The sequence below is a fragment of the Colwellia sp. TT2012 genome (assembly GCF_001440345.1).
GTDB lineage: Bacteria > Pseudomonadota > Gammaproteobacteria > Enterobacterales > Alteromonadaceae > Colwellia.
This window is the reverse complement of sequence record NZ_LJYX01000021.1, coordinates 426,523-452,804: the sequence shown is the minus strand read 5'-3', so window position 1 is coordinate 452,804 and position 26,282 is coordinate 426,523. Positions and strand designations below refer to the sequence as shown.

The window sequence follows — 26,282 nt, the reverse complement described above, 5'->3', positions numbered from 1 at the left end:
TATGGCTAATAAACCGTCAGTATTCAGTTTAAGAATAGCAAGTCAACGAGGTGTGGCTCTTATTACCGTGATGCTAATTGTGGCTTTATGCTCAATTATTGCCGCGCAAATGACCACACGATTGCATACACAAATGCAGCGTAGTATGAATATCAGTTTTAACCAGCAAGCCTATTGGTATGCCTTAGGCGCAGAAGAATTTACTAAACGAGTATTAATGAAAGCCTTTAAAGATGAGCCTGAAGTGACTCACCTTGAGCAAATTTGGGCTGAAGAGGCTACTACTTTTCCAGTTGATTTTGGTGAGATAACAGGAGAAATAACCGATTTACAAAGCTGTTTGAACCTGAATGCTTTACACCCGCATGCAAAAACTAAGAATGAGTCCGCTAACGGTGTTTCAAATAAACGTTCGGGAGGGGGTAAAGCGAATCCACCAAGCCGCGCAAGTAAATCAGCCAGTGACAAACAGTTACCGGCTGCAACAGTACTAGAAGGCCTTATCGTCAACTTAAATATTGACGGAGTGGGCAACTTTGAAGCTGAAGCCATGGTCAATGCCTTAACCGATTGGCTTGATGACAATGATATGATAACGGGAGCGGGTGGTGCCGAGGATAACGATTATGCCGCTCGTGAGTTTCCTTATCTTGCCGCCAATAGTTATTTAGCCAGCGTCAATGAATTAAGATTAATTGAACACTTTAGTCCAGCCATTATCTTAGCGTTAACACCTTATGTGTGTGTGCTGCCACAAAATAGTCAACATTTAATAAATATCAACACCCTAGATGCAGAAAAACCTGAGTTATTACAAGCTTTGCTTGATTCGAGTCTAGGTGATGCACAAGAAATACTCAACGCACGGGACAGCTCAGGTTATGATAATTTAGATGATTTCTATCAACTACCAGAGTTAAGTAAAATTAATCTGGCAAAGTGGCAAAAAGCGCAGTTTGTCGTTGATAGTCAATATTTTAAATTAAAAGCCAGTGCCCGTTTTAACAATAGCTATTTTGCCATGAGCTCAATAATGAAAGTTAATGAATCTAAACAAATTCAAGTAATTAGTCGTACTATAGGACGTAACTAGTGACAGAAACATTATTTATACGTCTGGGAAGTCAAGCAGACGATACCATTCATTGGTTAGTTGTTGCCGAAACAAGCAGTAATGACCAGGAAATCATTGCCAGTGGCGAACTAAAAGGTGCTCAGCAGCTAAGTGAGTTGAGCAGTAAAGCAGAACATCGATTGCTTAAGGTATTGGTACCAGGCTGCGATGTGCTGCTCAAATCGGTAAAAGTACCGGCAAAGTCGGCGCGAGCAATACGTTTAGCCGTGCCTTATATGCTAGAAGATAATTTAGCCGAAGAGGTTGAACAGCTATTTTTTGCTTATGCTGATTTAGCCAGTGATGACCAAGGGAATAATTGTTTCACCGCTATTGTTGCCCATAGCCAAATGCAGCAATGGCTGACATGGTTAGCTGATGCCGATCTTAGCACTAAGTATATTTTACCCGATGTCTTGGCCATGCCTATGATGGCCGACGGGTGGAGCGCCATTACCTTGGGCGATGGTAGCCAGCAGCAAGTGATTGTGCGCCAAGGCCTATGGCAGGGTTTTGTGTTAGATGCCAGTGCTTGGCAATGGCAATGTCAGGCGTTTGCTAATGAGCAAGCCGCTAATGACAAAGAAGGCGCTGATCAGCAAGCAAGTATAGCCATTCAAGCTTTCTCCCCTTTGGCCAATAGTGAGCAGTTAGCGCTGACCGCTATGCCTGAAGAATTACCGCTGGCACTGATGGCAAAGAATTATCACAGTAAATTAAGTCGTTTTAATTTACTGCAAGGGCAGTACAAAGTTAAAGAGTCGCGCGGTAATGCTGGTCGCCAATGGTTATGGGTAGCAGGTGTTGCTTTATTTGCGCTTTCGCTTAACTTATCATACAAGGGCGCACAATTATGGCAGCTCAATGCTGAGCAAGATAATGTTCAGCAAAGTATTATTGACCATTATAAAAAGGTTTTTCCGAACACTAAAAGAGTGCGTGTTGCCACGATAAAATCGCAATTGAATCGTGAATTAGCCTTGTTGGGCGGTGTTAGTGATAAGCAAGGGTTTTTGGCTATGTTGGCTAAGTTACAACCCGCCTTTGCCAAAGTACCAGCGCTAAAGCCAGAGACGTTAAAGTTTGATGGCAAGCGCCAAGAGTTACGTATTCAAGCGACAGCTAAAGATTATCAAGCTTTCGAGCAGTTCAGTGTTGCGTTAGCTGCAGCTAACTTAACCGTTAAGCAAGGTTCACAAAATAACCAGGGTGACCTAGTTACTGGCTCCTTTAGCATATCTACTAAAAGCAGTAATAAAAGCAGTAATAAAGGCAAAAGAAATCGTAAATCTGCTGTCAAAAAGCGTAGTAATAAAAATAATAAGGAAACATCATAATGAAAGCATGGTGGCAACAACTTAACAGTCGAGAGCAAAGTCTTGTCACGGCAATGACCCTTGTTTTTATCGTTTTTATGTTTTATAGCGCCATTTGGCAACCTTTAAACAATAGCTTAACTGAAGCACGTAGTAAGTTAGTCAGACAGCAACAATTATTATCTTGGGTGCAAGAAAATACTGCTTTGTACCAACAAGCTAAACGCTCAGGTGGCACAGCAAAATTGAGTGGTAGTATAGCGAGTGTGGCAAATCGTAGTGCAAAAACATACAAATTAACCATTACCCGTATGCAACCTCAGGGTGATGACTTACAAGTATGGATAAACAGTACACCCTTTACTCAATTACTGTTTTGGTTAGAGCACTTGGCAAATAATGAAGGCTTGCAAGTTAAAGCGATTGATTTAACCCATGGTGACAGTGACGGTGAAGTGAAAGTACGTCGATTGCATCTTACTCGGATATGATCTAACAGATCACCACTAACATGATGATTAAAGTAGCTTAGTTAATGTTGCTTAGTTCATAGTCAGCAGTTACCGAACAACCGCATAATAGAAGATAGAGAAATCAGATGAAGAAGTGGTTTGCTTTTACAGTAATTTTTTTAAGCAGTTACGTAGTTTTTTTAGTGGCCACCATGCCGTTAGCCTTAATAATCAATACTATCGAACTACCCAAACATATTAAAATTGCTACTGTCTCTGGCTCAATTTGGCAAGGCGAAATTGCTCAAGTTACCGTCAATGATACACAAATTCAGCACATTAAAACTCAGCTTAGTTTTTGGTCATTGTTGAGTTTATCACCAAAAGTAAACGTTATTTTTGGTGATACTATGCTAGCTGGGGCTGAGGGGAAATTCTCCTTAACAGTTTCTAGCAAAGAGCTGATACTCAAGGATGTAGAGCTTTTTATATCTGCTAATGAGATAGCTAAACAATTACCTCTACCAATTCCTGTCATCGCACAAGGCAATATTGAACTAAGATTTACTGAGTTAACCTTAAATATTGAGGGCAATTTAACTTGTCAGCACGCACAAGGGCAAGTTAGTTGGTTACGCTCAGGGGTGGTCGCTTTAGATAACAACATCAAGTTAGGTAAACTTTCTGCGGATATGCATTGTGATCAAGGTGATTTAATAGCACAGATATCAGCTAAAAATAATCTAGGTTTGAGTTTTACTGCGCGTTTATCTTTAGCCCAGAAAAAAGCGTCTGGTCAGGGATATTTAAAGCCTGGCGCTAAGTTCCCTGCTCAGTTAAAGTCAGCGTTAGTTTTTCTCGGGCGTCCTGATCAGCAAGGGCGTTATCCGTTAAGGTTTTAGCTCTGCATCGCTTATCTGTGGTAAGGTCGGCCAATCCTCGGCCTTGAGTTTGCCTTGTTCAATCATGCCGCCAAGACCTTGTAGTCCACCTGTGTGTAGTAACACTATGCGCTCATTGACACTAAAGTAGCCCTGCGCTAATAAATCCAGAAAGGCCAATACCATCTTGCCGGAATACACTGGCTCAAAGATCACGCCGGTTTGCTGGTTGAACGCTAAAATCCGCTTGACATCATCAGGGCTAAATTTACCATAACCGCCACGGTGAAAGTTGGTTAATAACTGCCAGTTATTATGTTGCTTAGCTTGAGGGCTAAGTAAGCACTTAATTTCATCTACTAGGTATGCCGCTTGTTTTAATACCGCAATGCCTAAAATCCTATGCTGTTTACTTTTGGCGACAGTGTCCCCTGAAATAAGACCAGCTAAAGTGCCGCCACTGCCAACGGGAGTGAGTAAGGTATCGAAGTCAGCTTGATTGTCTAACTCAGTTAATATCTCAGCTACACCAGGTATTGCTAGGGTATTACTGCCGCCTTCGGGGATGAAAAAATACTCTGGATATAACTCGTGAAGCTCATCGAGGAAGTCGGTGTCAAAACGGCGGCGGTAAGTTTTTCTATCAACAAAATGACATTGCATGCCCCAGTGCCTTGCCCAAGCTAAAGTAAAATTACTTGCATAACGCGCTTCCCCACGTATAACACCAATACAGGGAATATTTTCTTGGTTACAGGCATAGGCAAAAGCATGAATATGGTTTGAGTAACTGCCGCCAAAAGTTAGCGCGCCTTGGTAAACGCCATCTTTTATTTGTCTAAGATTATATTTTAATTTTCGCCATTTATTACCCGATATGATGTGATGTAATAAATCATCTCGCTTGACCTGGACAGTAACTTTGTATTTATCGAAGAGTGGATGATGTATATTTTGTAGTATTGACAAAGGCTTAGGCATGGTTATCTAATGAAATATTAATTAACAATAAGTTTAACGGTTATTATAAACGATATCGTTATTTGTTGAGTTTTTTCTTCAGACTGCTTCTGTGACTAACGAATTGTTTTAAATTGAAAAATTTCGCTAAAGTACTGTGTTCTTCGTAGATAAATGACTAATATACTTAGCTAAAAATTAGCAGTAAAGCTTGCTCTAAAGGTGTGACAAAGGGTAACATTGCAAATAATTTTAGCTATATGCGATATTGCCGATAAATGTCAATTTTAACGAAAATTAAACAATTTTTTTCAAAGAAAATTTCAAATCAGCGTATTGGTATTGCTTTTCAGCAGCAGGGTGTCTCCTTATGCTCAATTCCTCAACAACATGCCGATAACGCTGACAACAATAATAAAACCGCCAAAGTACTTTTTCACCATGAAAAGGCCAGTTCGGCTCACTTTTCACAAGCTATTCAAACACTACATAAAAATTATGAACTTGAGGGTACTGCCACCTTAGTGCTTAACGAAGCACAATCACAAGTAGTACAAGTGGATAAACCTAGTTTGTCTGCTAGCGAAATACACAGTGCATTGAAGTGGCAAATTAAAGATTTAGTCAGTATTTCACCGGATAACATGGTGTTAGATTATTATGATGCACCACTGCTCGCCGGTGGCAAAGAGAAAATTAATGTTGTCTGTGCTCCGTTAGATGAGCTGAAAATATTACTGGCAGCTACAGAGCAAGGTAAGGTAAAGGTCACTGCTATTACTACCCAAGAATTTGCTTTTGCCAATTTATTAGTGTCACAAAATGAAGCTGTGTTATTAGTGTGCCAGCAGCCCAATGAAGAAATTGTTTTATTAATTGTTAAACAAAAACAAATATTTTTTCAACGCCGTCTACGCGGTTTTGCTCAAATTGGCAGTAAAGCAGTGGATGAATTAGCTTTTTCACTTATTGATGATATCAGCTTAGAGATTCAACGCTCGACAGATTATTTTGAGCGTCAGCTAAAACAAGCGCCTATCAAGGAAATTAAAGTGTTATTACCCATTGAGTTGGAGGCTGTCTTTGTTGAAAAGCTCGCAGAGAATTCTGCCGTACCGGTGAGTTTACTTGAATTACCCCAGCCCTATCATCAGTATCGAGCATTTGCCGCGGCAATAGGCGCTAGCCTAGTAAATACGGACACTAACGAAACCATAGCCGAAACCGACGTTTTAGCGGGAGCACGTCATGATAGCTAAACATAGTATTAATTTATTGCAAGCTGAGCTTTTCCCAGAGCAGCCCTTATTGTCATTATCAAGAGTGGCGAGTGCTTGGCTAGGTTTGTTATTAATGATGGTTATTTGGGCCGTTGTTACTGAAATAAACTATAGTCAGTCGGCGGCAATATATGATGACTTATTAAAAGAGCAGCAACAAAAAACACAGCTTGCCAATAGCCTGGCTAAAGAAGTACAAAATAGGCAAGTATCACCCGCTTTAACACAAAACCTCAGCACTATAACATTAGTGCTGCAGCATAAAGCAGCACTGTTAGCCAAACTCACTGACTCAAATGAGACTTTTTCGGGTGGCTTTGTTATGGTAATGAATGATCTGTCAGCCATGCACCATAAAGATATTCGCTTACAAACTATTAGCATTAATGCTACCGATATGAGTTTTACTGGTCTAGCCCGAACCCCTCAAGCTGTGCCGGCCTGGTTGGCTGGTTTTAAACAATCGCGTTTATTATCTGGCAAGGCGTTTGTCCAGTTTAAACTGACACAGAATGAGCAAAATATTACCGAGTTTGTCGTCAGTACAGGCGCAGCAGGAGGTGGTAACTAATGAAGCAACAATGGCAAAATATCAGTGAGAAATTTCTGCAATTAACCAGTCGAGAGCAGTTTCTACTCCTGTTAACAGGCCTAGTGGCAATGTTTTTTATTATCTCCTACTTATTTATTGACGATAAAAGTGCCAGAATTATTACCTTTGATAAGCAAAGCCGAGTGATGAAGTCAGGTAATCAAAGTCTTAATTTTACTATCAAAGAATACCAGACCGCTCTTAAACAAGATCCAGATAAAGATATTACTAAACAAATCACCAGACTTGAAGGTAAGCTGGCAAAAATTGATAAGCAGTTAGTGCATTTAACAACTGATTTAATTAGCCCAAGTGAAATGCGTGCAGCCCTGTTCAAATTGCTTAAGTTAGAGCCAGGTGTATCCTTGTTGTCTTTTGAATTGATTGGTGCGCAACCATTATTAGATTTATCGAGCCAACAACAAAACGCTACTGCTGGCAAATATTCACCAATAGCTGAACAACTTGGTTTGAATTTATATAAACATGCGATGAAAATTAAGTTATCAGGTAAATACTTTCAATTACGCAATTACTTACACCAGCTAGAGCAATTATCGTGGACGTTTTTTTGGCAAGACTTTCAATTCGAAGTCAAAGAGTACCCACGCAGTGAAGTAGAAATAACCATTTATAGTTTGGGCTTAAATAAGGAGTTTATTGGTGTCTAAAGCGCATTTAACCTTAACTGCCAGCTTAATGGTAATGGCACTGACTGCACTGACTGCACTGACTGCACCGATTAGCCTAGCCGCTGATATTGATCCTACTCGCCCATTTAGCGTAAGTGGCTCAGGTACTAATAATCAGTTAAAACGTGATGGGGGCTTTTTATTAACTTCGATTATTCATGGTGATGGTATTCATACTGCTGTAATCAATGGCAAAATCTATAGCATGTTTGACTATGTCGGCGAGTATCGCATCACTGCAATTAATAGTCACAGTGTGATATTACGCAGTAAAACTAAACGATTAAAAATTAATATTTTTAAAAATAGCGGTTTTAAAAGTAAAGTCATAGAAAATACGGTAGCTAACTAATGATAAATACAAGCCCCCCTATGAAAAGAATAAAAACAAAAACAAAAACAAAAACAAAAATTGCCTTGTCAGCGTTATGCTTTGTGCTAGTAGGCTGTCAAACCGTACCAAGAGACCCCATAGAGTTAAAAGAAGATCTTGATATAGCCATCAAACAAGCTAAAGCCTTTAATGCTCCTAAGCCACTAACGCTAGTGCCAAGCTCTGTCCAGCAAGAGCTAATGTTTAATGATATGTACCAAGCTAAACAGAGTATGTTGGCGGAAAAACGATTGGAGATTTCAGCCACTGAAGTTGATGCCAAAGATTTTTTTCAAGCGATAGTGAGAGGCTCGCGCTATAACGTGGTTATTCACCCAGATGTCATTGGCCAAATTTCACTCAGTTTGAATAATGTCACTTTATCTGAGGCATTAAGCGTGGTTGAGGATGTATATGGCTATGAAATTACTCGCACTGGTAACATAGTCAAGGTATTTCCTCCCGGTATCCGTACCGAAACCATGGCCTTAAATTATTTATTTCTAAAGCGTTTTGGTACCTCTAGTACCACCATAAACTCCGGTGGTGTTTCTGAAAATGATCCCAATAGCGGCAATAACAACAGCAATAATAATAGTAGTAGCAGTAATAACCGTAATAGTGGCTCTAATAATCAAAGTAGTGGCATCAATGTTTATACTGAAAATGAATCAAATTTTTGGGATGAAATAAAAGAATCACTGACTGCTTTTGTTGGCACAGACGATGGCCGCTCAGTCATTATTTCTCCTCAAGCTGGTTTGGTAACCGTTCGTGCTTTTCCAAAAGAAATAGCCGCGGTGAAAAAATTTATAACAGCGACTGAAAGCCACTTACATCGCCAAGTGATCATTGAAGCGAAGATAATGGAAGTAACCCTTAATGATGAGTATCAACAGGGTATCAAGTGGGGGAAAATATTAGATCAAGTCGGTAGTGCTGAAATTATCTATTCAACAACGGGTAATGTTATTGGTAATGTTATTTCTAATACTATTGGTGGTGTTAGTAGTCTGGCCTTTAGTAAGCAAACCAATGGCAGTGATTTCTCCGGTGTTATCGAGCTTTTACAAACACAAGGTAATGTGCAAGTACTTTCAAGTCCACGGATCACGGTAACCAACAACCAAAAAGCAGTTATTAAAGTGGGTGAAGATGAATATTTTGTTACTGAAGTTTCCAGTACTATCACCACGGGTACCTCAACTACCACAACACCCGAAGTTGAGTTAACACCATTTTTCTCAGGTATTGCTCTCGATGTAACACCACAAATTAGTGAAGATGGTAGCGTCATATTACATGTTCATTCTTCGGTAACTATTACTGAAGAGCAAAACAAAGTCATTCAAATTGGTAGTGAAGTGCTAATCCTGCCCTTGGCGCGAAGTAGAGTTCGAGAGTCAGATACTATTATTCGCGCTCAATCGGGTGAAGTGGTGATTATTGGCGGCTTAATTGAAACCTATAAAGTTGATATAGAGTCAAAAACGCCTTTTTTAGGTGATATACCTTTCTTAGGTGAGCTATTTAAAAGTAAATCGCAAAAAATGCAAAAACGTGAATTAGTTATCATGCTGACACCTACGGTAGTGGGCCAAGATACCTGGAAAAATCAACTGCAAGATGCTAGAAAATTATTAACAAAATGGTTTCCAGAAGAGCTTGAAACATGTGAGCTATCTGATGAAGGTGAGTTAACACCAGTATGCCAAACACAATGTGCCCAAGCGGAATATGCAAGAAGCCATGATATTTGCCAACTAACACAAAAAAATGCCACCAAGTTAAATAATTAAGCCTAAGTGCTTATTTGTTTAACTTGCCTTAATTAGGTTAATTAGTAGAATTACTATGTATTTATATCATTTTGGCTTAGGAGAGTTACCTTTTACTCTCACTCCTAATACAAATTTTTATTTGCCATTGGCGCCACATAATGAAGCCCTAGCAGTGATTTACACAGCGCTGCAGACCGGAGAAGGCTTTATAAAGGTTGTGGGCGAAGTCGGTACCGGTAAAACATTGTTATGCCGAAAGTTACTTAATGAAATACCTGAGCATTTCGTCACGGCCTATATTCCTAATCCCTATTTGAACCCTGATGAATTAAGGCGAGCGGTTGCCGTTGAACTTGGCGTTAAACAAGCACAACGTATGTCACTGCAATTACTTACTCAGCGTATTCAAACGCGCTTATTAGAGCTACATAGCCAAGGGCATTCGGTTGTACTGATACTCGATGAAGCACAAGCGCTACCGGAAGATAGCTTGGAAGCGTTGAGACTATTTACCAATTTAGAGACTGAGACACGTAAATTACTACAGGTGGTTTTATTCGCACAGCCCGAGCTTGATCAGCGCTTAGCCAAAACCGAATTTCGACAATTAAGGCAGCGTATTACTTTTTCTTATAAATTAAGGCCGATGAATGCCAATGAAGTACAACAATATATTCAACACAGATTAGTCGTTGCCGGTTATAAAGGCGCAGAACTCTTTCCCGTGGAAATTTGCAAAAAAATTGCCCGCGTGAGCCAAGGAATACCACGCTTGGTTAATGTGTTATGCCACAAAATGTTAATGCTTGCTTATGGTCAAGGACACTACAAAATGACGGTAAAATTACTCAAAGCGGCAGCAAAGGATACTGAAAGTATCGAAGCGCAATCAAAGAAAAACATGTTGCTCTTTTCATGTTTAGGCTTATCTGCAGCCTTGATTGTGGCTTATTATACCTTGGTAGTTAAATCATGAGTGTTATTAATCAGATGCTAAACGATTTAGAGCAACGAAGTCCTGACTCAGAGGCACTTACGGCACAGCCTACTTATCATACACAGGTCCAGTCACCGATAAAAATTGTGGTGTTAACTACGTTGTGTGTCTTAATTGTGTGTTTGGCTAGTTTTTATGTTTGGCAGTTATTGAGGGAAAATACAGCGTTAAAAGCTGAACAATGGTCTAATAAAGCGAGCGCGGCGCAAGTTCTGGCGGTGTCAACGCTCGCTTCGTTTACCGTATCGTCGGAAACTATATCTGAGGAAATACTTCCTTTGAAAGTAGCCTCTGTGGAAAGCAAAGCTTTACCCGCGCTGCCAGATAAAATAAAGCCTGCTAAACAAGGGGTGGTAAATACCGTATCCGCTAGGCAGATAGAGCCGCCAACTTTGGCCGTTACTAACGTTAGTTCACGCGCCATTATTGATAATGGTGTAAGCCGAATCACACCGGGGAAAATAGCGGTGATCATCGCTAATGTTGACGATAATTCTGCAGTGAGAACCGAAGCCCACACTCGAAGTGATGCCAAAGGCAATACTCATAGTCATCCACATACACCAGCAGAGCTTAAGTCAAAACCTCAGGCAAATAAAATGTCGGTGTCACGTAGGCAATTGTCGGCGGATGAACTGGCTCAACAAAAAATAGTTCTAGCAGAAAAGGCACTGGCGGAAAAGCACATTGCTAAAGCAGAGAATCTGCTTGAAGATGTGCTTATTATCAAGCCGAGTGATAGTCAAACACGTAAAAAATTAGCCGCGCTCTGGTTTGGTCGACAGGCCTATCAAGATGCGGTTAATTTACTCTCACAAGGCATTGCTCTTAATGGTAAAGACAGCAGTTTACGTGAGATGCAAGCACGTATTTATTTAAAGCAGGGCCAGGCAAGAGCCGCATTAAACACCTTAAAGCCGTTAGCGGACTTAAAAGATGAACAGTATCAAATTATGTTGGCCAATACCGCGCAGCATGCTCAGCAACATGAAGCGGGCATTGCGGCTTATAAAATGTTGATAACAATGCAACCTACTAAAGGGCGGTGGCAAATGGGTTTAGCGGTATTGTACGATAAAAACAGTCAATTTAGTTTAGCAAGTAAGGCTTATAAAACAGCATTAACAAACCATGATTTATCCATATCATCGGAGGATTTTGTTAAACAACGCATTCAGGTAATAGCACAGTAGCAAGCAAGTTTATATGGGCTGAGGGCAACTTGCTGTACCAGTATGGTACGATAAAAATAGTCAATTTAGTTTCGCAAGTAAGGCTTATAAAGCAGCATTAACAAAAAATGATTTATCTATATCTACAGAAAAATTTGTTAAACAACATATTCAGGTAATAGGATAGTAGGAAAAATTATGGCAGCTCCCAAATTAAAGATGCGCTTAGGTGATCTATTAGTTCATGAACGTATCATATCCGATGAGCAATTAATGCAAGCGTTATCGAGTCAAAAGCAAACAGGGAGAAAGCTTGGTGATACTTTAATAGAGCTTAGCTACCTTTCTGAAAGACAACTATTACAATTTTTAGCGCAGCAACTTGATGTGCCATTTTTAGACATATCACAGCATAAGATATCTGTTAATGTTGCCAGTTTACTGCCTGAAGTTCATGCTAGACGCTTAAGGGCGTTGATCATTGAAGATAGAGGCGCTTCAGTATTACTCGGTATGAGTGACCCCGCAGATTTAAGTGGCTTAGATCAATTAGAGCGCATGTTAGCCCCTAAACGGATTGAACTTGCGGTAGTGATGGAGTCACAGATTTTTGATGCCTTTGACAGCTTATATCGTCGTACCGCCGAAATTGAATCTTTTGCCAGCCAGCTAGAAGAAGAATATGAAGAATCTTCCCGCTTTGATCTCGCGACTACCTTCCTTGATGAAGGCGGCGATGCTACGGTAGGAAAATTATTGCAATCAGTGTTTGAAGATGCAGTACAAATGCGTGCATCCGATATTCATATTGAGCCAGAAGAGCATCAATTGCGTATTCGTCAGCGAATTGATGGTGTTTTACAAGAAAAAATACTAAAAGAAAATAAAATTGCTTCGGCTATGGTCTTACGACTTAAGTTGATGGCCGGCCTTGATATCTCAGAAAAGCGCTTGCCCCAAGATGGCCGTTTTAATTTAGATATTAGTGGCCATAATATTGATGTACGTATGTCTACCATGCCGGTGCAATACGGCGAGTCGGTAGTAATGCGCTTATTAGACCAATCTGCCGGTTTATTATCACTCGATCAAACGGGTATGCCAGCAGATATGGTTAAACGTGTCCGCCAACAAATCCATAGACCACACGGTATGGTGCTAGTGACTGGGCCAACGGGTAGTGGTAAAACAACGACCTTATATGCGGCGTTAAGTGAGCTCAATGATGCGAGCAAAAAAATTATCACGGTTGAAGATCCCGTTGAGTACCGTTTACCGAGAATAAATCAAGTACAAGTGAATACTAAAATTGATTTAACCTTTTCAAGAATTTTACGATCAGCCCTACGCCAAGATCCCGATATTATGATGGTGGGTGAAATGCGTGATCAGGAAACCGTTGAAATAGGCTTGCGTGGCGCGATAACGGGTCATTTAGTTTTATCAACCTTGCATACCAATGATGCCATAACCAGTGCTCTGCGTTTAATTGATATGGGCGCGGCAGGATTTTTAGTCGGTAGTGCCTTAAGGGCGGTTGTCGCGCAACGTTTGGTTCGCAGAGTCTGTGACTCTTGTGCAACTGAATACCAAGCAGATGCACAAGAAATCTTATGGCTAACAAATTTAGCCGGTGAACAGGCTAAAACTAGCCAGTTTATGCACGGTAAGGGTTGTCAGTCATGTCACTATACCGGTTATAAAGGTCGAATCGGTGTTTTTGAATTACTTGAAATGAATGAAGGCATGATGGCGGCGTTAAAACGTAATGATAGTGAAAGTTTTGGTAGGTTAGCCAAAGAAAGTCCTGGTTTTACGCCGCTAGCGAAAGCCGCTTTTGCCTACGCTGTGGATGGCATCACTACCGTAGAAGAAGTGTTACGTTTGGTAGAAACAATTGATATTAATTAATCACTACAATGATTAATTAATATCAATAACGCATGTTAGTACATAGAGGTATTTATGGCGTCATTTAATTATACAGGGCGAAATGCCAACGGTAGCCAAGTAAAAGACAGTATTGATGCTGTCAATTTAGCGGCGGCTGCTGATAAATTATTCAAAAAGGGTATAACGCCTATCTCTATTGTTGCCTCTGTACAAGGTAGTAAGAGTGCGGGTAGTACAGATATATTTGAGCTACTCAATAATGGTCGGGTTTCCTTAGAAGAATTGATTGTCTTCTGTCGGCAAATGTATGCCTTAATGCGCTCTGGTGTGCCCATCTTACGGGCAATTAATGGCATGGTTGAATCGGCAAATTCAATAGCGCTTAAAAAAGCACTCACCGATATAGGTAAACAGCTTGAAGGTGGTTATAGCTTTTCTTCAGCACTAAATCATCATCCAAAAATTTTTGACCACCTCTTTGTTTCTTTGGTTCATGTTGGTGAAAATACCGGTCAATTAGATGGCTCTTTCTTAAAATTAACCACCTACCTTGAACGGGAGTTAGATACGCGTAAACGCATTAAAGCCGCTTTACGTTATCCAAGCATGGTGCTTATGGCGCTAGCGGCAGCGGTAGTAATTTTAAATATTTTTGTTATTCCAACGTTTGCCAATATGTTTTCTCGATTAGGAGCCGACTTGCCACTGGCGACACAATTCATTATTGCTAGCTCTAACTTATTTATAAACTATTGGTTTTATATGTTACTTGCCGCCATTTTGACTTTCTTGATGATCAAGCAATCACTACAAACTAAGCAAGGACGTTATCAGTGGGATAGGCGCAAGATTAAAATTCCAATTATTGGCAGTATCATAGAGCGCTCGATATTAGCGCGTTTTTCCCATAGTTTTGCCATTGTGCTAAAAGCGGGCGTACCCATGACCACAGCATTAACCTTGGTTGCTGACGCGGTAGATAATAGCTATATGCAGGATAAAATCGCCTCCATGCGTCAGAACATCGAAAGTGGTGAAAGCTTATTACGCTCGGCTGTAGCCAGTAATTTATTTACCCCCTTAGTATTACAAATGTTGGCAGTTGGCGAAGAAACTGGTCGGGTTGATGAATTATTGGCCGAGGTTGGCGATTATTACGAGCGAGAAGTTGATTATGATTTAGCCACCTTAACCGCACGTATTGAGCCGCTATTATTAGTGGTGGTCGCGGCAATGGTCTTAGTGTTAGCGCTGGGTATTTTTACGCCAATGTGGGATATGGCTTCGGCTATGCAGGGTTAGCAATAAAACTTATGGAAAAAACACCTAATTATTCTGAAAAAAAGCAAGGCTCAACCATTGAGTTTATTATTGTTGTCGTTATTATTGCTGTATTGATGAAGTTATTATTAGATGTTTTTTTTAGCCAGCAAGAAAAAATAACCAATATCGCTTTTGTTGGCTTAGCGCAAAATTTCACTAGTAAAATCAATGTTATCCATGGTCAATGGTTAATGGATAAACAGCCTGATATTGTGGTGATAAATCGTTTAAACAGTACAGAAAAACAATATGTTCAGGTGAATCAATCGGGTTGGGTTGATAGTGACCATAGCAGCTTGGCTTGCCATAAAATTTGGCAGCAAACATTAGCCATGCCATTACAAGTGGTTAAATCACCAGTGGTAGCGATTGAAATTCATAATAAAACGATTAAAAACGGTCGCTTATGCCGATATAGTATTGCTAATGGGCAATCTTTTGATTATCGTAGTGATACAGGGAAAGTTAAGCAGGTACATTAATTATTCTACTGAATAATTAAAGCGCATTAAAATGTTTATAGAGTATTTATTGAGTTACTACTGCTAATTACCTATATTCGATATTGAAAAGTGGTTTGCCGGTGGTCATAATGTTAATATTATGTTTATAGGCAGCTGAAGATATAAATTTTCGGCTAAAGCTTATCGAGTAAAACTCAATGCATTAGTTGATATAAAAGGTTATCTCAATGATAAAAAGCATTTTCCACCAAGGTATTGTCCATAATGGTCATATTCAGCTTGGTGTTCGCAACCCTAAACAGGCGGGCTTTACCCTAATTGAATTGGTTATTGTTGTCGTTATTTTAGGTTTTTTGGCAGCAACCGCTATCCCTAAATTTATAGACTTAACCGAACAAGCTAAGCAGGCAAATATTGAAGCTATGGCCGGTGGTTTTGCCACAGGCGTGTCATTAGCACGTTCGCAGTGGGAAGCTGAGGCTCGTCCAAAAGATACTGACGGTGTTAATTTGGTTAATTATGATGGCACCATAGTTTACTTAACCAGTGAAGACAACAGCACATCACCAACTATTAGCCCAGGTTATATTGTTGGTACTAACAGTAGTGCGGGCATTAATTCAAAAAGTATGGCCATTGCTGATTGTATCTCTGTGTGGAATAGCTTGTTACAACAACCACCTTTACTCGCTAGCAGTGTTAGCGATATTAATGCGGATGGCAGTTTTAGGTATTTAGCCAATGTGTCAGGCACAGGTTCATCGACTTTATGTCATTATCATTTAAAAGAAACATTAGCGCGTAATAGCGACGGTCTTTATATTGCACCATCACCGTTAACCAATGTTGGCAATAGCTTTAGTTATCAACCAGCCAATAGCTCGGTAATCATATATATTAATAATAAGCCGTAAAGGCTAAGAAAAAAATATTGCCGCATACATCCACTGCGGTATAAATTTGGTAAACCTTTTTAAATTAAATTCGTTCGTAAATTAAGGAAAAAAAGATGAGAAGTAGTATGAATATTAAAAAAAATCAGCAAGGTTTTACCTTAATTGAATTAGTGGTAGTCATTGTTATTTTAGGTATTTTAGCGGTAACTGCAGCGCCGAAATTTATTGATTTACAATCTGATGCCCGCACTGCGACTTTGCAAGCGGTAAAAGCCTCAATGCAAACAGCATCAACATTAGTTCATAGTAAATCATTGATACAAGGTAATGAGACAAAGGCGGCAGCAACAACTGTATTTGTAATTGTGAATGGTGAAAAAACTGAAATTACTTATGGTTATCCTCTAGCTGACTACTCATCAACGGGCGCTAGCAACCCTGGTGACTGGTCTGATTTACTTGAAATCGATGCAGATTTTAGTTCAGTTGTTCTTACTTCCAAATTTTACGTTTATCCAAATAATGTTACTGCGCCAACAACTGCTAGTATCGCCGATAGCTCAGCTAACTGCTATGTTACTTATACTCAGGCCGCAAATTCTACTACTCTGCCAACGTATGTAGTGACAGATTGTATCTAGACCTTGCTTATTGAGCTAAAAAAAAGGAGAGCTTAGCTCTCCTTTTTTTTTGAAATTTACAGCTAACAGCTAATTAATAAAATATGAAATTAAATCGCGGTTTTACCCTCATAGAATTAGTCACTGTAATTATTCTAATTGGGATACTTGCTGTTGCTGTGTTGCCTAAATTTGATGGCACTTCTAGCTATGAAGCCCATACCCATAGAGCGCAACTTATTGCCGCTTTACGTTTAACCCAACAACGCGCGATGCAGCAAACAAATACCACTGATGGTTATTGCCACCAAATTGTTTTTGATAATGACCCAAATATTAGCCGTTATGGGGTGCCTGATCGAACTAAATGTGCCACGACTACCTTTGCAAGTGGCTGGTCGCCTGATGCGACAGGTCATGAAGTTGATACACGTTATGATATAACTTTTAGTGTTTCTTTTGTTGGGGATGCCATTATTAGTTTTGATTGGATGGGCAGGCCGTTAGGCGGTTGTTCTTCTGGTTGTACAATTGATGTTGAAAGCGCAGTTGAAAATGGAGCCAATGCGTTGAAAATAAAAATAGAAGCGGAGGGTTATATTCATGGCATTTAATAATCAATCCCTTAACTTTCGGCAGAGGCTTAATTCCAAACAAGCACTTAAGTTTAAGCAGAGAGGTTTTACTCTCGTTGAACTTATTATCGGCATTGTCGTATTAAGTCTGTCGTTAAGCATTGTTAGCACCCTGATTGCACCTGCGGAAGAAAAAAGTGCCGATAATGTTCTGCAAATAAAAGCCTCAGAGCTTGGCCAAAGTTTGATGAATGACATCATGAGCCGTGCTTTTGCTGATAACTCTGACATGGCTGGAGGACGATTTCGTTGTAATGAAGCGGGTCAGGATAATTGCACTGAACCTTTAGGACGCGATGGCTCAGAAGGTGATAATCGTACGGACTATAACGACGTTGATGACTTTAATGGTTATGAAATTGAAGATGATGTTTTAGATCCTCTTGATAGTAGTTATGATAATTTTATTGTCGCTGTCAATGTGGTTTACGCAGGTGATGATTTAGGTCTAGCCGATAAACTCGCCAAACGCATTACCGTCACCGTAACCACACCGTTAGGAACTGCCATAAAGTTCACCAGTCATAAGGCTAATTTCTAATGCGTTACCTAATAAAAAGCCTAACAAAAAACCTAACAAAAAACTCAACAAAAAACCTACCGCTAAAAAAAACATCGGGCTTCACCTTAATGGAACTCATCATTGTCATTATTATTATGGGCGTGATGTCGGTTGGTATTGCGGGTTTTATCAACTTAAGTACACAGACTTATCTGAATGTTATCGAGCGTGATGAGCTACTGGCTAATGCGCGCTTTGCTGTTGAGCGGTTAAATAGAGAAGTGCGTAATGCGGTTCCCAATAGTATGCGAGAAAAAAGCAATTCAATAACGCGCTGTCTTGAATTTGTACCCATTATTGCTAGTACTATTTATACTGAAATTCCCGTAGCGCCAGACGCTGCAGACCAAAATATAGATGTTGTGCCATTTGAGCTAGCCAATGGTAATGACTATCGTTGTGATGCCAGTAGTGTGAGTGACCCGTGTAATGATGTTGTTATTGTTTACCCATTAAAAAAAAGTGAGGTCTATCAAGCTCATAATGATAACTTAGGTAAAGCGTTCCAAATTCGCAAATATCCTGCAGCCAGTGATAGTGAACTAGAGCTATTACAAAAGATAACCTTTACCGAAGATTCACCCACCAATCGTGCTTATATTTTCAATTCACCCGTTTCGTACTGCCTTAATGGCGGTACACTTAAACGGTATGTAGGTTATGCTTTTCAAGTAACACAAGCTCTACCACCTTCTATTGAAGGCAGTTTAATGGCAGAAGGGCTAGATTTCTCTAGCAGCAGCTTTACTGTATTTGAGGCTTCACTACAACGAAATGCCGTGGTACAAATAAAACTCAACTTTACCCGTGATGGTGAGCAAGTCGTATTTGATAATGCGATACATATTACTAATATTCCTTAGATCCTAAAGTACAGAAATAAAATTATGAATGCTGTAGCAAGTAATAGTCAAAAGAATCATAAAATAATACTGAAAAATCAGCAAGGCAGTACTTTGATATTGGCGTTGTTTATTATCATTGTGCTGACTTTGCTTGGTAGCACGTTAATGAGAGTACTTTCCACCAGTAGCGAAACAGTAGCCCAAGAGGTGATAGGTACTCGTGCTTATATGGCAGCCAATTCGGCTATGCAGGCTGAATTACAGAAACTATTCCCACTAAAACCAATTCCAAACCCACCGCCAACATGTCCAATTAGTGCATTACCGGCACTGGCTCGAGACTATGATTTTACTGCTATTTCAGGAATGAACCACTGTAAAGCAAAAACAAGTTGTGAAAATTACCACACAGGACTAGATGGCACAAAATATTACCGTTTAACCAGTACCAGTGAATGTGGTAGTGGCGATATGGCAGCTGATAGTAAGGTTATCGTTAAAAGTAGCCGTACCATTCAAGTCGAAGCGAGGAGTTTGTAGTGTTATTACGTTTTTGTTTAACAGTATTAATGTTACTTTTTACGGTATCTCATAGTGCTAAAGCTGCTACTTGTTTGGATGTATTCCCTAGTGCAATAAATGGCTCTTTACTCGGCTCAGGTAATGAATTAATAAATATACCGACTTTTACTGGTGCAGACTGGTACATGAATGAAGTGCAGACTATTCCTCTAGGAGACAGTCAGTATTATTCGTGGTATTCACAGCAAACCGTTATTGTAAACCCAATTCCTGTAAGTGAGACTTCTGCTAGGTTATACATTTCAGGGGGCGTTAATTGGGTCAACGCTAAAATAAATGTTGGTGGTAACCCTGAAGATCTTATCATTATAACTTCCGGAAGTATTACTATTAGTGGTGGGGAAACAGAGATAAACGCCATTATATATAGCCTTGGCGCCATCACTGTATATGGAAGTGCCACTATAAATGGTGCTGTAGCCGCCGCAGGCAGCATAAATATAGTCCCCCCTGCCGTCATTAATTATGATGAAAATGCTATTGAAAATGCCGATTTTAACGGTATGTGTGACGGGGCAGTAGTCCCTATTGCAAACTATCAGTTTGATGAATGTAGCTATACAGGCGCTGCATTTGAAGTGATAGATCAAATTGGAAGTTATCATGCCACAGCTTTTGGCAGTGTTGATACCAATAACAATGGTCAAATAGAACGTTTTGTTGATATTTCCAGTGGAAGCCATCACATTGAAACTTCAATCCCTTTACCGGCTGACTTCTCTGTATCAACCTGGTTTAAAAAACCAACATCAATATCAGGTAACCCTATTTTTGTTTTAGGGGCAATGCAAAATGGCGGTGATCTGTTATATATTGATCGGAGTAACAATTGGCGATGGGGCATATATAACTCGATTACGGGCAGTCTTAATGGTACGTTTTCATTCACTACTTTGGATAATAACTGGCATCACATGGCATTGGTATACAGCGGAGGGCGAAGTCAGCTTTATATCGATGGTGTGTTAGTCGATGCAGTAAATAGTGTCCCTGTGGGTACGTTAAAGTATATCGGAAGCTCTTTTGATGAAATTAATGGTAGTAACCCTCAAGGTTTCAGAGCACCGTTGGATGAGTTTCTTGTTTATGATATAGCACTTAGCGCAGTGGATATATTAGCTATCTATGACAATCAATTAGCTAGGAATAACTATGACGGTAGTAGCCGTGCTCCAGTTTCTTGTTCAACATTATTAGCTTTATATCGTTTTGAACAAACTGATTTTACTACGAAAATAGATGATACCAGTGGCTTAAATAATCATGCGGAGAATATTTTTGGTGGTTTATCGACTGAAAATGGTAAGTATTGTCGTGGTTTTGAAAGTGAAAGCTGGAACGATTATAACGACATCACGGATGCATTTCGTTCAAGTTTAGATGTTAATGATGATATTGGCTTACAAGGCACCATTAGCTTTTGGTTTAACAGTAGAATTGATTGGGATCAAGGACAAGAACGGGTATTGTTTGATGCTAGTATTGCTAATTCAGCTAGCGATAAGTATTTTGTTCTAGAAATTCAACAAGATGGCCGATTAAAATTTGCTTTTGAAGATTCTGCAGATTCTGATTTTTATATTATTGAACCATCTACTAATAGAGCTGCAGATACTTGGTATTACCTAACCGTTACTTGGGATTATACCAGTGATAGCTTTGCCATTTATGTTGATGGAACACTACAAATTCAGCAAAGTAGAAATACCAATGGTGCTATGGGCGAACTCAACCAAATAGTCTTTGGTGATAATGCTTCCAATTATACCCTAACTGGAAACTCAAATATCGCTTCACCGTATTCATCACGTGGCAATTATGATGAGGTAAGAATTTATAATAAAGTTCTTACATTGAGCGAAATTCAAAGCGATATGAATGAAAACTTTGGTTGTAACACTATTGATCACTTTGAAATTGATACACTGAATGGCCAAGGCCTAACCTGTGAAGCCGATATCGTTACTTTGCGCGCATGTAGTGATGCTTCCTGTAGTCTTTTAAACACTGATGCAGTTGATGTAGTGCTAACCGTATCGGATGCTGGCGGCGTGGTGTTAAATAAAACGGTCACAGTAGTTGGCGGTGAAGTTTCGGTTGATTATATTCATACCATAGCGGAAGTGGTGACTTTAAGTTTAGATCAGACCTTTGAGTGCATCAATGGTATGCCTACCGATTGTGATGTCACCTTTGCCGATAGTGGCTTTATTTTCAGTGCTATTCCGACACAAATTTCTGGAAAATCTTCAGGTGAGGGCTTTGATGCGACAATTTTAACACTACAGGCTGTTGAAACCGATAACAATACGGGTGCTTGTATTGGTGCTTTTCCTGATGGTGGAGATATTCCGGTAAACCTGTCTTACAGTTGTACTGACGGTACTTGTACCCAAGCGGTTGTACTGACTAACAATAATAATGCATATAATGTTACTGCAGCTTCTGCTCTTCACTCGCTACGATTTACTAGCGACTCGACCGCATCCTTTTCTATTAACTACCCCGATGCGGCTAAGTTAATGCTTAATGCGCAAAAAAATATTGAAGTAGAAGATAGTGACGGCAACAAAGTGATAAAAGACCTTAGTGGTGTTTCAAATGCTTTTGTTGAACGACCCTTTGGCTTTTATATCAATGTATTGAATAACCCAAAGGCTACAAGTGCAAGTGGTGATGCCTTTAATAAAGCGAGTGAAGACTTCACTGTACAATTAAAGGCTGTTGTTTGGCAAAGCGCTGATGATGGAAATAATGATGGGGTGCCTGATATTGGTGCTGATTTATCTGACAATACTGTAACAGCAAACTTTGGTAAAGAAGGCTCCCCAGAAAAGGCAAAAGTAATACACGCCTTAGTTGCGCCAATGCCGGGAGAACTAGGAAACTTCACTATTAGTAATGAATTTATTTTTACTGACGGTATTACCAGTGATAGTGAGGTTCGCTACTCCGAAGTTGGCATTATAAGTTTAACGGCTAATTTATTGGATAATAGTTACCTAGGAGTCAGTGATGTGCAAGGTAATGCACCTTACGTTGGTCGTTTTTACCCAGATCATTTTGTACAAACTATTGTAGATGGTAATCAAGGTAGCCTTATAGCAAACCATGATAGCGATCTTGCTTTGTCATGTTTTATGCTTGACTGGGTGTATACAGGGCAACTCACTGAAGCTGAAGGTAGTATTGGTTATTTAAATGAACCAATTTTAACTATTACTGCATATAATGGCGCTAGCCCTGATGCTGAAGTAACTAAAAACTATTCTGGAGACTTTGCCAAATTGGCTTTTTTAAATGTCGACACAGAAAATAAAATAACTTTTTCTCAGCCACTAACAACGCATGTAAATTCATTGCCGTTAACCGGTGATGTCTCTGATATTGGAACAATACTCGTTATTGGTGATGGTGTTTTAACATATCAATTATCTGAACTACATGACTTTGTTTATACACGTAACTCGGCAAGTGAAGTTATTCCCTTTGATGCTAGCTTTGAATTGCCTTTTAATGAATTTAAAGACTCGGATAAGGTTACTTTTAAGCTTTCAAGTGGTGGAACTGATTACTTTGAAAATCCTTATTTTTATCAGCTAGATGCTACACCTCCTGCTACTGATTTTAATAATACCGTAGAAGTTCGCTTTGGTCGGGGTTATCTTGCCAATAGTTATGGTCCAGAAACCTCTGACTTACCACTTCATTTATCCGCGCAATATTTAGATGAACACAGTAACTTTATTACCAACTCGGATGATGTATGTACATCTTATACTTCAACGAATATAACGCTAACCACTATTGATTTTGATGATGCAGTAGTTGGTGTAAATTCTGTAACAGGACAGCTAGACTCTGGTGAAACTAGAGAAGTTAAGGTTACTAAACCATCAGATGGTAGCCGGGGGGGGATATGTGTTGAATATGCTATATTACCTTGGTTGCAATATAAATGGGCAATTGACGAAGACAATTTACAGTGTGCTTATACTGCTGGTGATGTAGATAACCTGTTTAATGATAACCCGTTTTCTATAGCTACTTTTGGTATTTACCGCGGTAATGACCGTATTATTTATCAACGCGAAATAGCGAAATAAACTAGGAAAATTCTTATAAATTATAAAATGAGACTTGTGTCTCATTTTTTTATACTTCTTTAGTGCTTTATTTCAAAAAAGCAACACATTCGCTTAAGACTAAGGTATGATTATCTGATCTGTTATTCGTCTATTAACAGCGTCTACTTAATTCGCACTTTACAGGACATTTTGAGCTTATGTTTAAAAAAATACGCGGCATGTTTTCCAACGATCTTTCCATCGATTTAGGTACCGCAAATACACTTATTTATGTAAAAGACCAGGGTATAGTGTTAAATGAGCCTTCTGTAGTTGCTATTCGTCAAGACCGTGCTGGTGGCACTAAAAGTGTTGCTGCTGTAGGTGCTGCCGCTAAAGCTATGTTAGGGAGGACCCCTGGCAATATTGAAGCGATTCGCCCCATGAAAGATGGTGTAATTGCTAACTTCTTCGTTACCGAAAAAATGTTACAACACTTTATTAAACAAGTGCATAGCAATAGTTTTTTACGCCCTAGTCCTAGAGTTTTAGTGTGTGTTCCTTGTGGCTCAACCCAAGTTGAACGCCGTGCCATTCGCGAATCAGCCATGGGCGCTGGTGCTCGTGAGGTTTACTTAATTGATGAGGCAATGGCAGCCGCTATTGGTGCGGGTCTGCCTGTTTCAGAAGCCACGGGCTCTATGGTGGTCGATATCGGTGGTGGTACTACCGAAGTGGGTATTATTTCCCTTAATGGCGTGGTTTATTCATCATCTGTCCGTATTGGTGGTGATAAATTTGATGAAGCCATTATTAACTATGTTCGCCGTAACTTTGGCAGCCTCATTGGTGAAGCAACGGCTGAGCGCATCAAGCATGAAATTGGTTCTGCTTACCCAGGTGACGAACTTACTGAAATTGAAGTTCGCGGTCGTAACCTTGCTGAAGGTGTACCACGTAGCTTTACCTTAAACAGCAATGAAATTTTAGAGGCAATACAAGAGCCCTTAAGTGGTATTGTTAGTGCTATTATGGTGGCGTTAGAGCAAGCTCCGCCAGAGTTAGCCTCGGATATTGCTGAAAGAGGCATGGTCTTAACCGGTGGTGGAGCTTTATTAAAAGGTATGGACCGTTTATTAATGGAAGAAACCGGCATTCCGGTCGTTGTGGCGGATGATCCATTGACCTGTGTTGCCAGAGGTGGTGGTAAAGCCTTAGAGATGATTGATATGCATGGTGGCGATCTTTTCTCATACGAATAAAAGCAGTGACTTTTCATGGTTATTTAACCCAAGTACAGCGTTATAGGTACTTGGGATTAACTAGCGGCAAAAGCATCTCAGCTTAACTTTCTTTTTATCTGTTGTTTTTTCACAACACTCTTCATAACTGACTTTTATGAATCCAATATTTAATCAAGGTACATCACCAGCGCACCGACTTATCTTGGTACTGTGCTGTTCGGCGGCCTTGATTTTTTTCGACCATAAAATGGCAAGTTTTGAAACGGTACGTGGTTATTTGCAGTCGTTAGTAAGTCCCTTGCAATATATGGCTAATGCGCCGAAACAAATGATGAATTGGGCGGTAGAGAACATCGTCACTCGCCAACAATTGATAAATAAAAATAAAACATTTCGTGAAAATGAATTGTTTTATCATGAACAAGCGATGCAGCTTAGTATGGTTCGACAAGAAAATGAAAGATTACGCTCATTACTTTCTTCTCCTGTTCGCGGTGAAATAAATAAAATGTTTGCCGAAATCATCTCGGTAGATAGTGATCCCTATTCTCATCAAGTGGTTATTAACCGTGGCACCAATGATGGTGTTTACGAAGGCCAGCCGGTACTTGATGAAAAGGGTATTGTTGGACAAATATTACATGTGGGTGCCAGTAGCTCAAGAGTGATTTTAATCACTGATATCTCTCATGCTATTCCTGTGCGTATTCAACGAAATGGCTTAAGGCTTATTGCGTCGGGTAGTGGCCAAATTGATCGACTTATCCATAATTTTGTGCCGCACAGTGCGGATGTCAAAGTAGGTGATTTATTAGTTACCTCAGGTCTAGGTGGTAAGTACCCAGAAGGGTATCCGGTTGCCCGAGTAGTTCTTGTACGCGCCGATGAGTCACGGGAATTTGCCACTATTTATAGTAAGCCGGTCGCGCAAATTGATAGGTTACGCTATATGTTATTGCTTTCAAAAGAGCCGTCTAAAGAGCAGGCAGTTAAGGGTGCTAACTTGCCAAATAGTAAGCAAACCATCGCAGGAAAGTCTTAATGTTTAGCAATAATGGCTTTATTATTCTGTTGACCTTACTTATTGCCTTGATTGCCAGTATTACGCCAATGCCGCTTAGTGTTGATGCTTTTCGCCCCGATTGGGTACTTATCGTTTTGGTTTACTGGTGTTTAGCTTTACCTAATAAAGTAAACATCATTACTGCTTGGGTGATGGGCTTTATTCTTGATGTCTTGCTCGGCTCTGTGCTGGGTGTTCATGCCTGTGCTATGGCCTTATCCGTTTATATTGTCGTGGTTAATTTTCAAAAAATTAGAAATTTTTCAGTATGGCAACAAGCCTTAATCATTGGTGTAATTGCTGCACAATATCATCTGGTGGTTTTTTGGTTACAACGTTTTTTAAGTGATGTGGTTTTCCAACCCCATTATTTATATCCAGTGTTAACGACCATTATCTTGTGGCCATGGGTGTTTTTATTGTTACGCCGTGTTCGTCGTCACTTTCGCATTAAATAATCAAAAAATGGTTCAAGGGC

25 protein-coding genes are annotated in these 26,282 nt (G+C 39.8%); 24 read left to right on the top strand and 1 reads right to left on the bottom strand.

Annotated features, from left to right (window positions below; all coding sequences use genetic code 11):
* Position 1 precedes the first annotated feature (1 nt).
* From gspK to ASU03_RS15950, 4 genes are all read left to right on the top strand, one after another.
* Complete coding sequence (gspK, locus tag ASU03_RS15965; RefSeq protein ID WP_057832763.1) at positions 2–1,093, top strand: type II secretion system minor pseudopilin GspK; 1,092 nt, start codon at positions 2–4, stop codon at positions 1,091–1,093.
* Entirely contained in the window at positions 1,093–2,451 is a 1,359-nt protein-coding gene (gspL, locus tag ASU03_RS15960; protein ID WP_057832762.1) for a type II secretion system protein GspL, read from the top strand. Before gspK ends, gspL begins: the two co-directional genes overlap by 1 nt.
* Positions 2,451–2,921 (top strand): type II secretion system protein GspM, encoded by a 471-nt coding sequence (gene gspM, locus ASU03_RS15955; RefSeq protein ID WP_057832761.1) that lies wholly within the window; start codon positions 2,451–2,453, stop codon positions 2,919–2,921. Before gspL ends, gspM begins: the two co-directional genes overlap by 1 nt.
* Positions 2,922–3,028: 107 nt before the next feature.
* Positions 3,029–3,784, top strand: coding sequence for a type II secretion system protein N (locus tag ASU03_RS15950; RefSeq protein WP_057832760.1), 756 nt, complete (start codon positions 3,029–3,031; stop codon positions 3,782–3,784).
* Here ASU03_RS15950 and ASU03_RS15945 read toward each other — a convergent pair.
* Positions 3,773–4,744 carry a 1-aminocyclopropane-1-carboxylate deaminase/D-cysteine desulfhydrase gene (locus tag ASU03_RS15945; protein WP_057832759.1) on the bottom strand — a complete coding sequence of 324 codons (972 nt, stop codon included), beginning with the start codon at positions 4,742–4,744 and terminating at the stop codon, positions 3,773–3,775. The two genes, ASU03_RS15950 and ASU03_RS15945, sit on opposite strands and share 12 nt — an antisense overlap.
* 257 nt (positions 4,745–5,001) lie before the next feature.
* Here ASU03_RS15945 and ASU03_RS15940 point away from each other — a divergent pair, with 257 nt between their 5' ends.
* The 20 genes from ASU03_RS15940 (at position 5,002) to mreD (ending at position 26,262) form a co-directional block, all read left to right on the top strand.
* Complete coding sequence (locus ASU03_RS15940) at positions 5,002–5,982, top strand: hypothetical protein (protein ID WP_057832758.1); 981 nt, start codon at positions 5,002–5,004, stop codon at positions 5,980–5,982.
* Positions 5,972–6,574: a PilN domain-containing protein gene (locus tag ASU03_RS15935; protein ID WP_057832757.1), complete on the top strand. Its 603-nt coding sequence runs from the start codon at positions 5,972–5,974 to the stop codon at positions 6,572–6,574. The genes ASU03_RS15940 and ASU03_RS15935 overlap by 11 nt, the downstream gene beginning before the upstream one ends.
* Positions 6,574–7,266, top strand: coding sequence for a hypothetical protein (locus ASU03_RS15930; RefSeq protein ID WP_057832756.1), 693 nt, complete (start codon positions 6,574–6,576; stop codon positions 7,264–7,266). The genes ASU03_RS15935 and ASU03_RS15930 overlap by 1 nt, the downstream gene beginning before the upstream one ends.
* Positions 7,259–7,639 carry a hypothetical protein gene (locus ASU03_RS15925; RefSeq protein ID WP_057832755.1) on the top strand — a complete coding sequence of 127 codons (381 nt, stop codon included), beginning with the start codon at positions 7,259–7,261 and terminating at the stop codon, positions 7,637–7,639. The genes ASU03_RS15930 and ASU03_RS15925 overlap by 8 nt, the downstream gene beginning before the upstream one ends.
* Before the next feature lie 20 nt (positions 7,640–7,659).
* Positions 7,660–9,459 carry a pilus (MSHA type) biogenesis protein MshL gene (gene mshL / locus ASU03_RS15920; RefSeq protein WP_442855145.1) on the top strand — a complete coding sequence of 600 codons (1,800 nt, stop codon included), beginning with the start codon at positions 7,660–7,662 and terminating at the stop codon, positions 9,457–9,459.
* A 55-nt stretch (positions 9,460–9,514) separates the two neighbouring features.
* Positions 9,515–10,417: an ExeA family protein gene (locus tag ASU03_RS15915; RefSeq protein WP_057832753.1), complete on the top strand. Its 903-nt coding sequence runs from the start codon at positions 9,515–9,517 to the stop codon at positions 10,415–10,417.
* Positions 10,414–11,631 carry a tetratricopeptide repeat protein gene (locus tag ASU03_RS15910; RefSeq protein ID WP_057832752.1) on the top strand — a complete coding sequence of 406 codons (1,218 nt, stop codon included), beginning with the start codon at positions 10,414–10,416 and terminating at the stop codon, positions 11,629–11,631. Before ASU03_RS15915 ends, ASU03_RS15910 begins: the two co-directional genes overlap by 4 nt.
* Positions 11,632–11,808: 177 nt before the next feature.
* Positions 11,809–13,521 carry a GspE/PulE family protein gene (locus tag ASU03_RS15905; RefSeq protein WP_057832751.1) on the top strand — a complete coding sequence of 571 codons (1,713 nt, stop codon included), beginning with the start codon at positions 11,809–11,811 and terminating at the stop codon, positions 13,519–13,521.
* 54 nt (positions 13,522–13,575) lie between these two features.
* Positions 13,576–14,805, top strand: a complete 1,230-nt coding sequence (locus ASU03_RS15900) for a type II secretion system F family protein (protein ID WP_057832750.1) — start codon at positions 13,576–13,578, stop codon at positions 14,803–14,805.
* Between the two features lie 11 nt (positions 14,806–14,816).
* Positions 14,817–15,308 carry a hypothetical protein gene (locus tag ASU03_RS15895; RefSeq protein WP_057832749.1) on the top strand — a complete coding sequence of 164 codons (492 nt, stop codon included), beginning with the start codon at positions 14,817–14,819 and terminating at the stop codon, positions 15,306–15,308.
* Between the two features lie 209 nt (positions 15,309–15,517).
* Positions 15,518–16,204, top strand: a complete 687-nt coding sequence (locus tag ASU03_RS15890; protein ID WP_057832748.1) for a type II secretion system protein — start codon at positions 15,518–15,520, stop codon at positions 16,202–16,204.
* A 107-nt stretch (positions 16,205–16,311) separates the two neighbouring features.
* A complete protein-coding gene (locus ASU03_RS21840; protein WP_082627327.1) occupies positions 16,312–16,827 on the top strand; it encodes a prepilin-type N-terminal cleavage/methylation domain-containing protein in 516 nt (171 codons plus the stop codon).
* Between the two features lie 83 nt (positions 16,828–16,910).
* The gene (locus tag ASU03_RS15880; protein ID WP_057832746.1) at positions 16,911–17,420 is read left to right on the top strand and encodes a type II secretion system protein; all 510 of its coding nucleotides are present in this window, start codon (positions 16,911–16,913) and stop codon (positions 17,418–17,420) included.
* Positions 17,410–17,982 (top strand): prepilin-type N-terminal cleavage/methylation domain-containing protein, encoded by a 573-nt coding sequence (locus tag ASU03_RS15875; RefSeq protein WP_057832745.1) that lies wholly within the window; start codon positions 17,410–17,412, stop codon positions 17,980–17,982. Before ASU03_RS15880 ends, ASU03_RS15875 begins: the two co-directional genes overlap by 11 nt.
* A complete protein-coding gene (locus tag ASU03_RS15870; protein ID WP_057832744.1) occupies positions 17,982–18,866 on the top strand; it encodes a PulJ/GspJ family protein in 885 nt (294 codons plus the stop codon). The genes ASU03_RS15875 and ASU03_RS15870 overlap by 1 nt, the downstream gene beginning before the upstream one ends.
* A gap of 24 nt (positions 18,867–18,890) precedes the next feature.
* On the top strand, positions 18,891–19,388 hold the full coding sequence (locus tag ASU03_RS15865) for a pilus assembly PilX family protein (protein ID WP_057832743.1): 498 nt from the start codon (positions 18,891–18,893) through the stop codon (positions 19,386–19,388).
* Positions 19,388–23,536 (top strand): LamG domain-containing protein, encoded by a 4,149-nt coding sequence (locus tag ASU03_RS15860; protein WP_057832742.1) that lies wholly within the window; start codon positions 19,388–19,390, stop codon positions 23,534–23,536. Before ASU03_RS15865 ends, ASU03_RS15860 begins: the two co-directional genes overlap by 1 nt.
* Before the next feature lie 179 nt (positions 23,537–23,715).
* Complete coding sequence (locus tag ASU03_RS15855; protein WP_057832741.1) at positions 23,716–24,759, top strand: rod shape-determining protein; 1,044 nt, start codon at positions 23,716–23,718, stop codon at positions 24,757–24,759.
* A gap of 136 nt (positions 24,760–24,895) precedes the next feature.
* On the top strand, positions 24,896–25,783 hold the full coding sequence (gene mreC / locus ASU03_RS15850) for a rod shape-determining protein MreC (protein ID WP_057832740.1): 888 nt from the start codon (positions 24,896–24,898) through the stop codon (positions 25,781–25,783).
* Positions 25,783–26,262 (top strand): rod shape-determining protein MreD, encoded by a 480-nt coding sequence (gene mreD / locus ASU03_RS15845; protein ID WP_057832739.1) that lies wholly within the window; start codon positions 25,783–25,785, stop codon positions 26,260–26,262. The genes mreC and mreD overlap by 1 nt, the downstream gene beginning before the upstream one ends.
* Positions 26,263–26,282 lie beyond the last annotated feature (20 nt).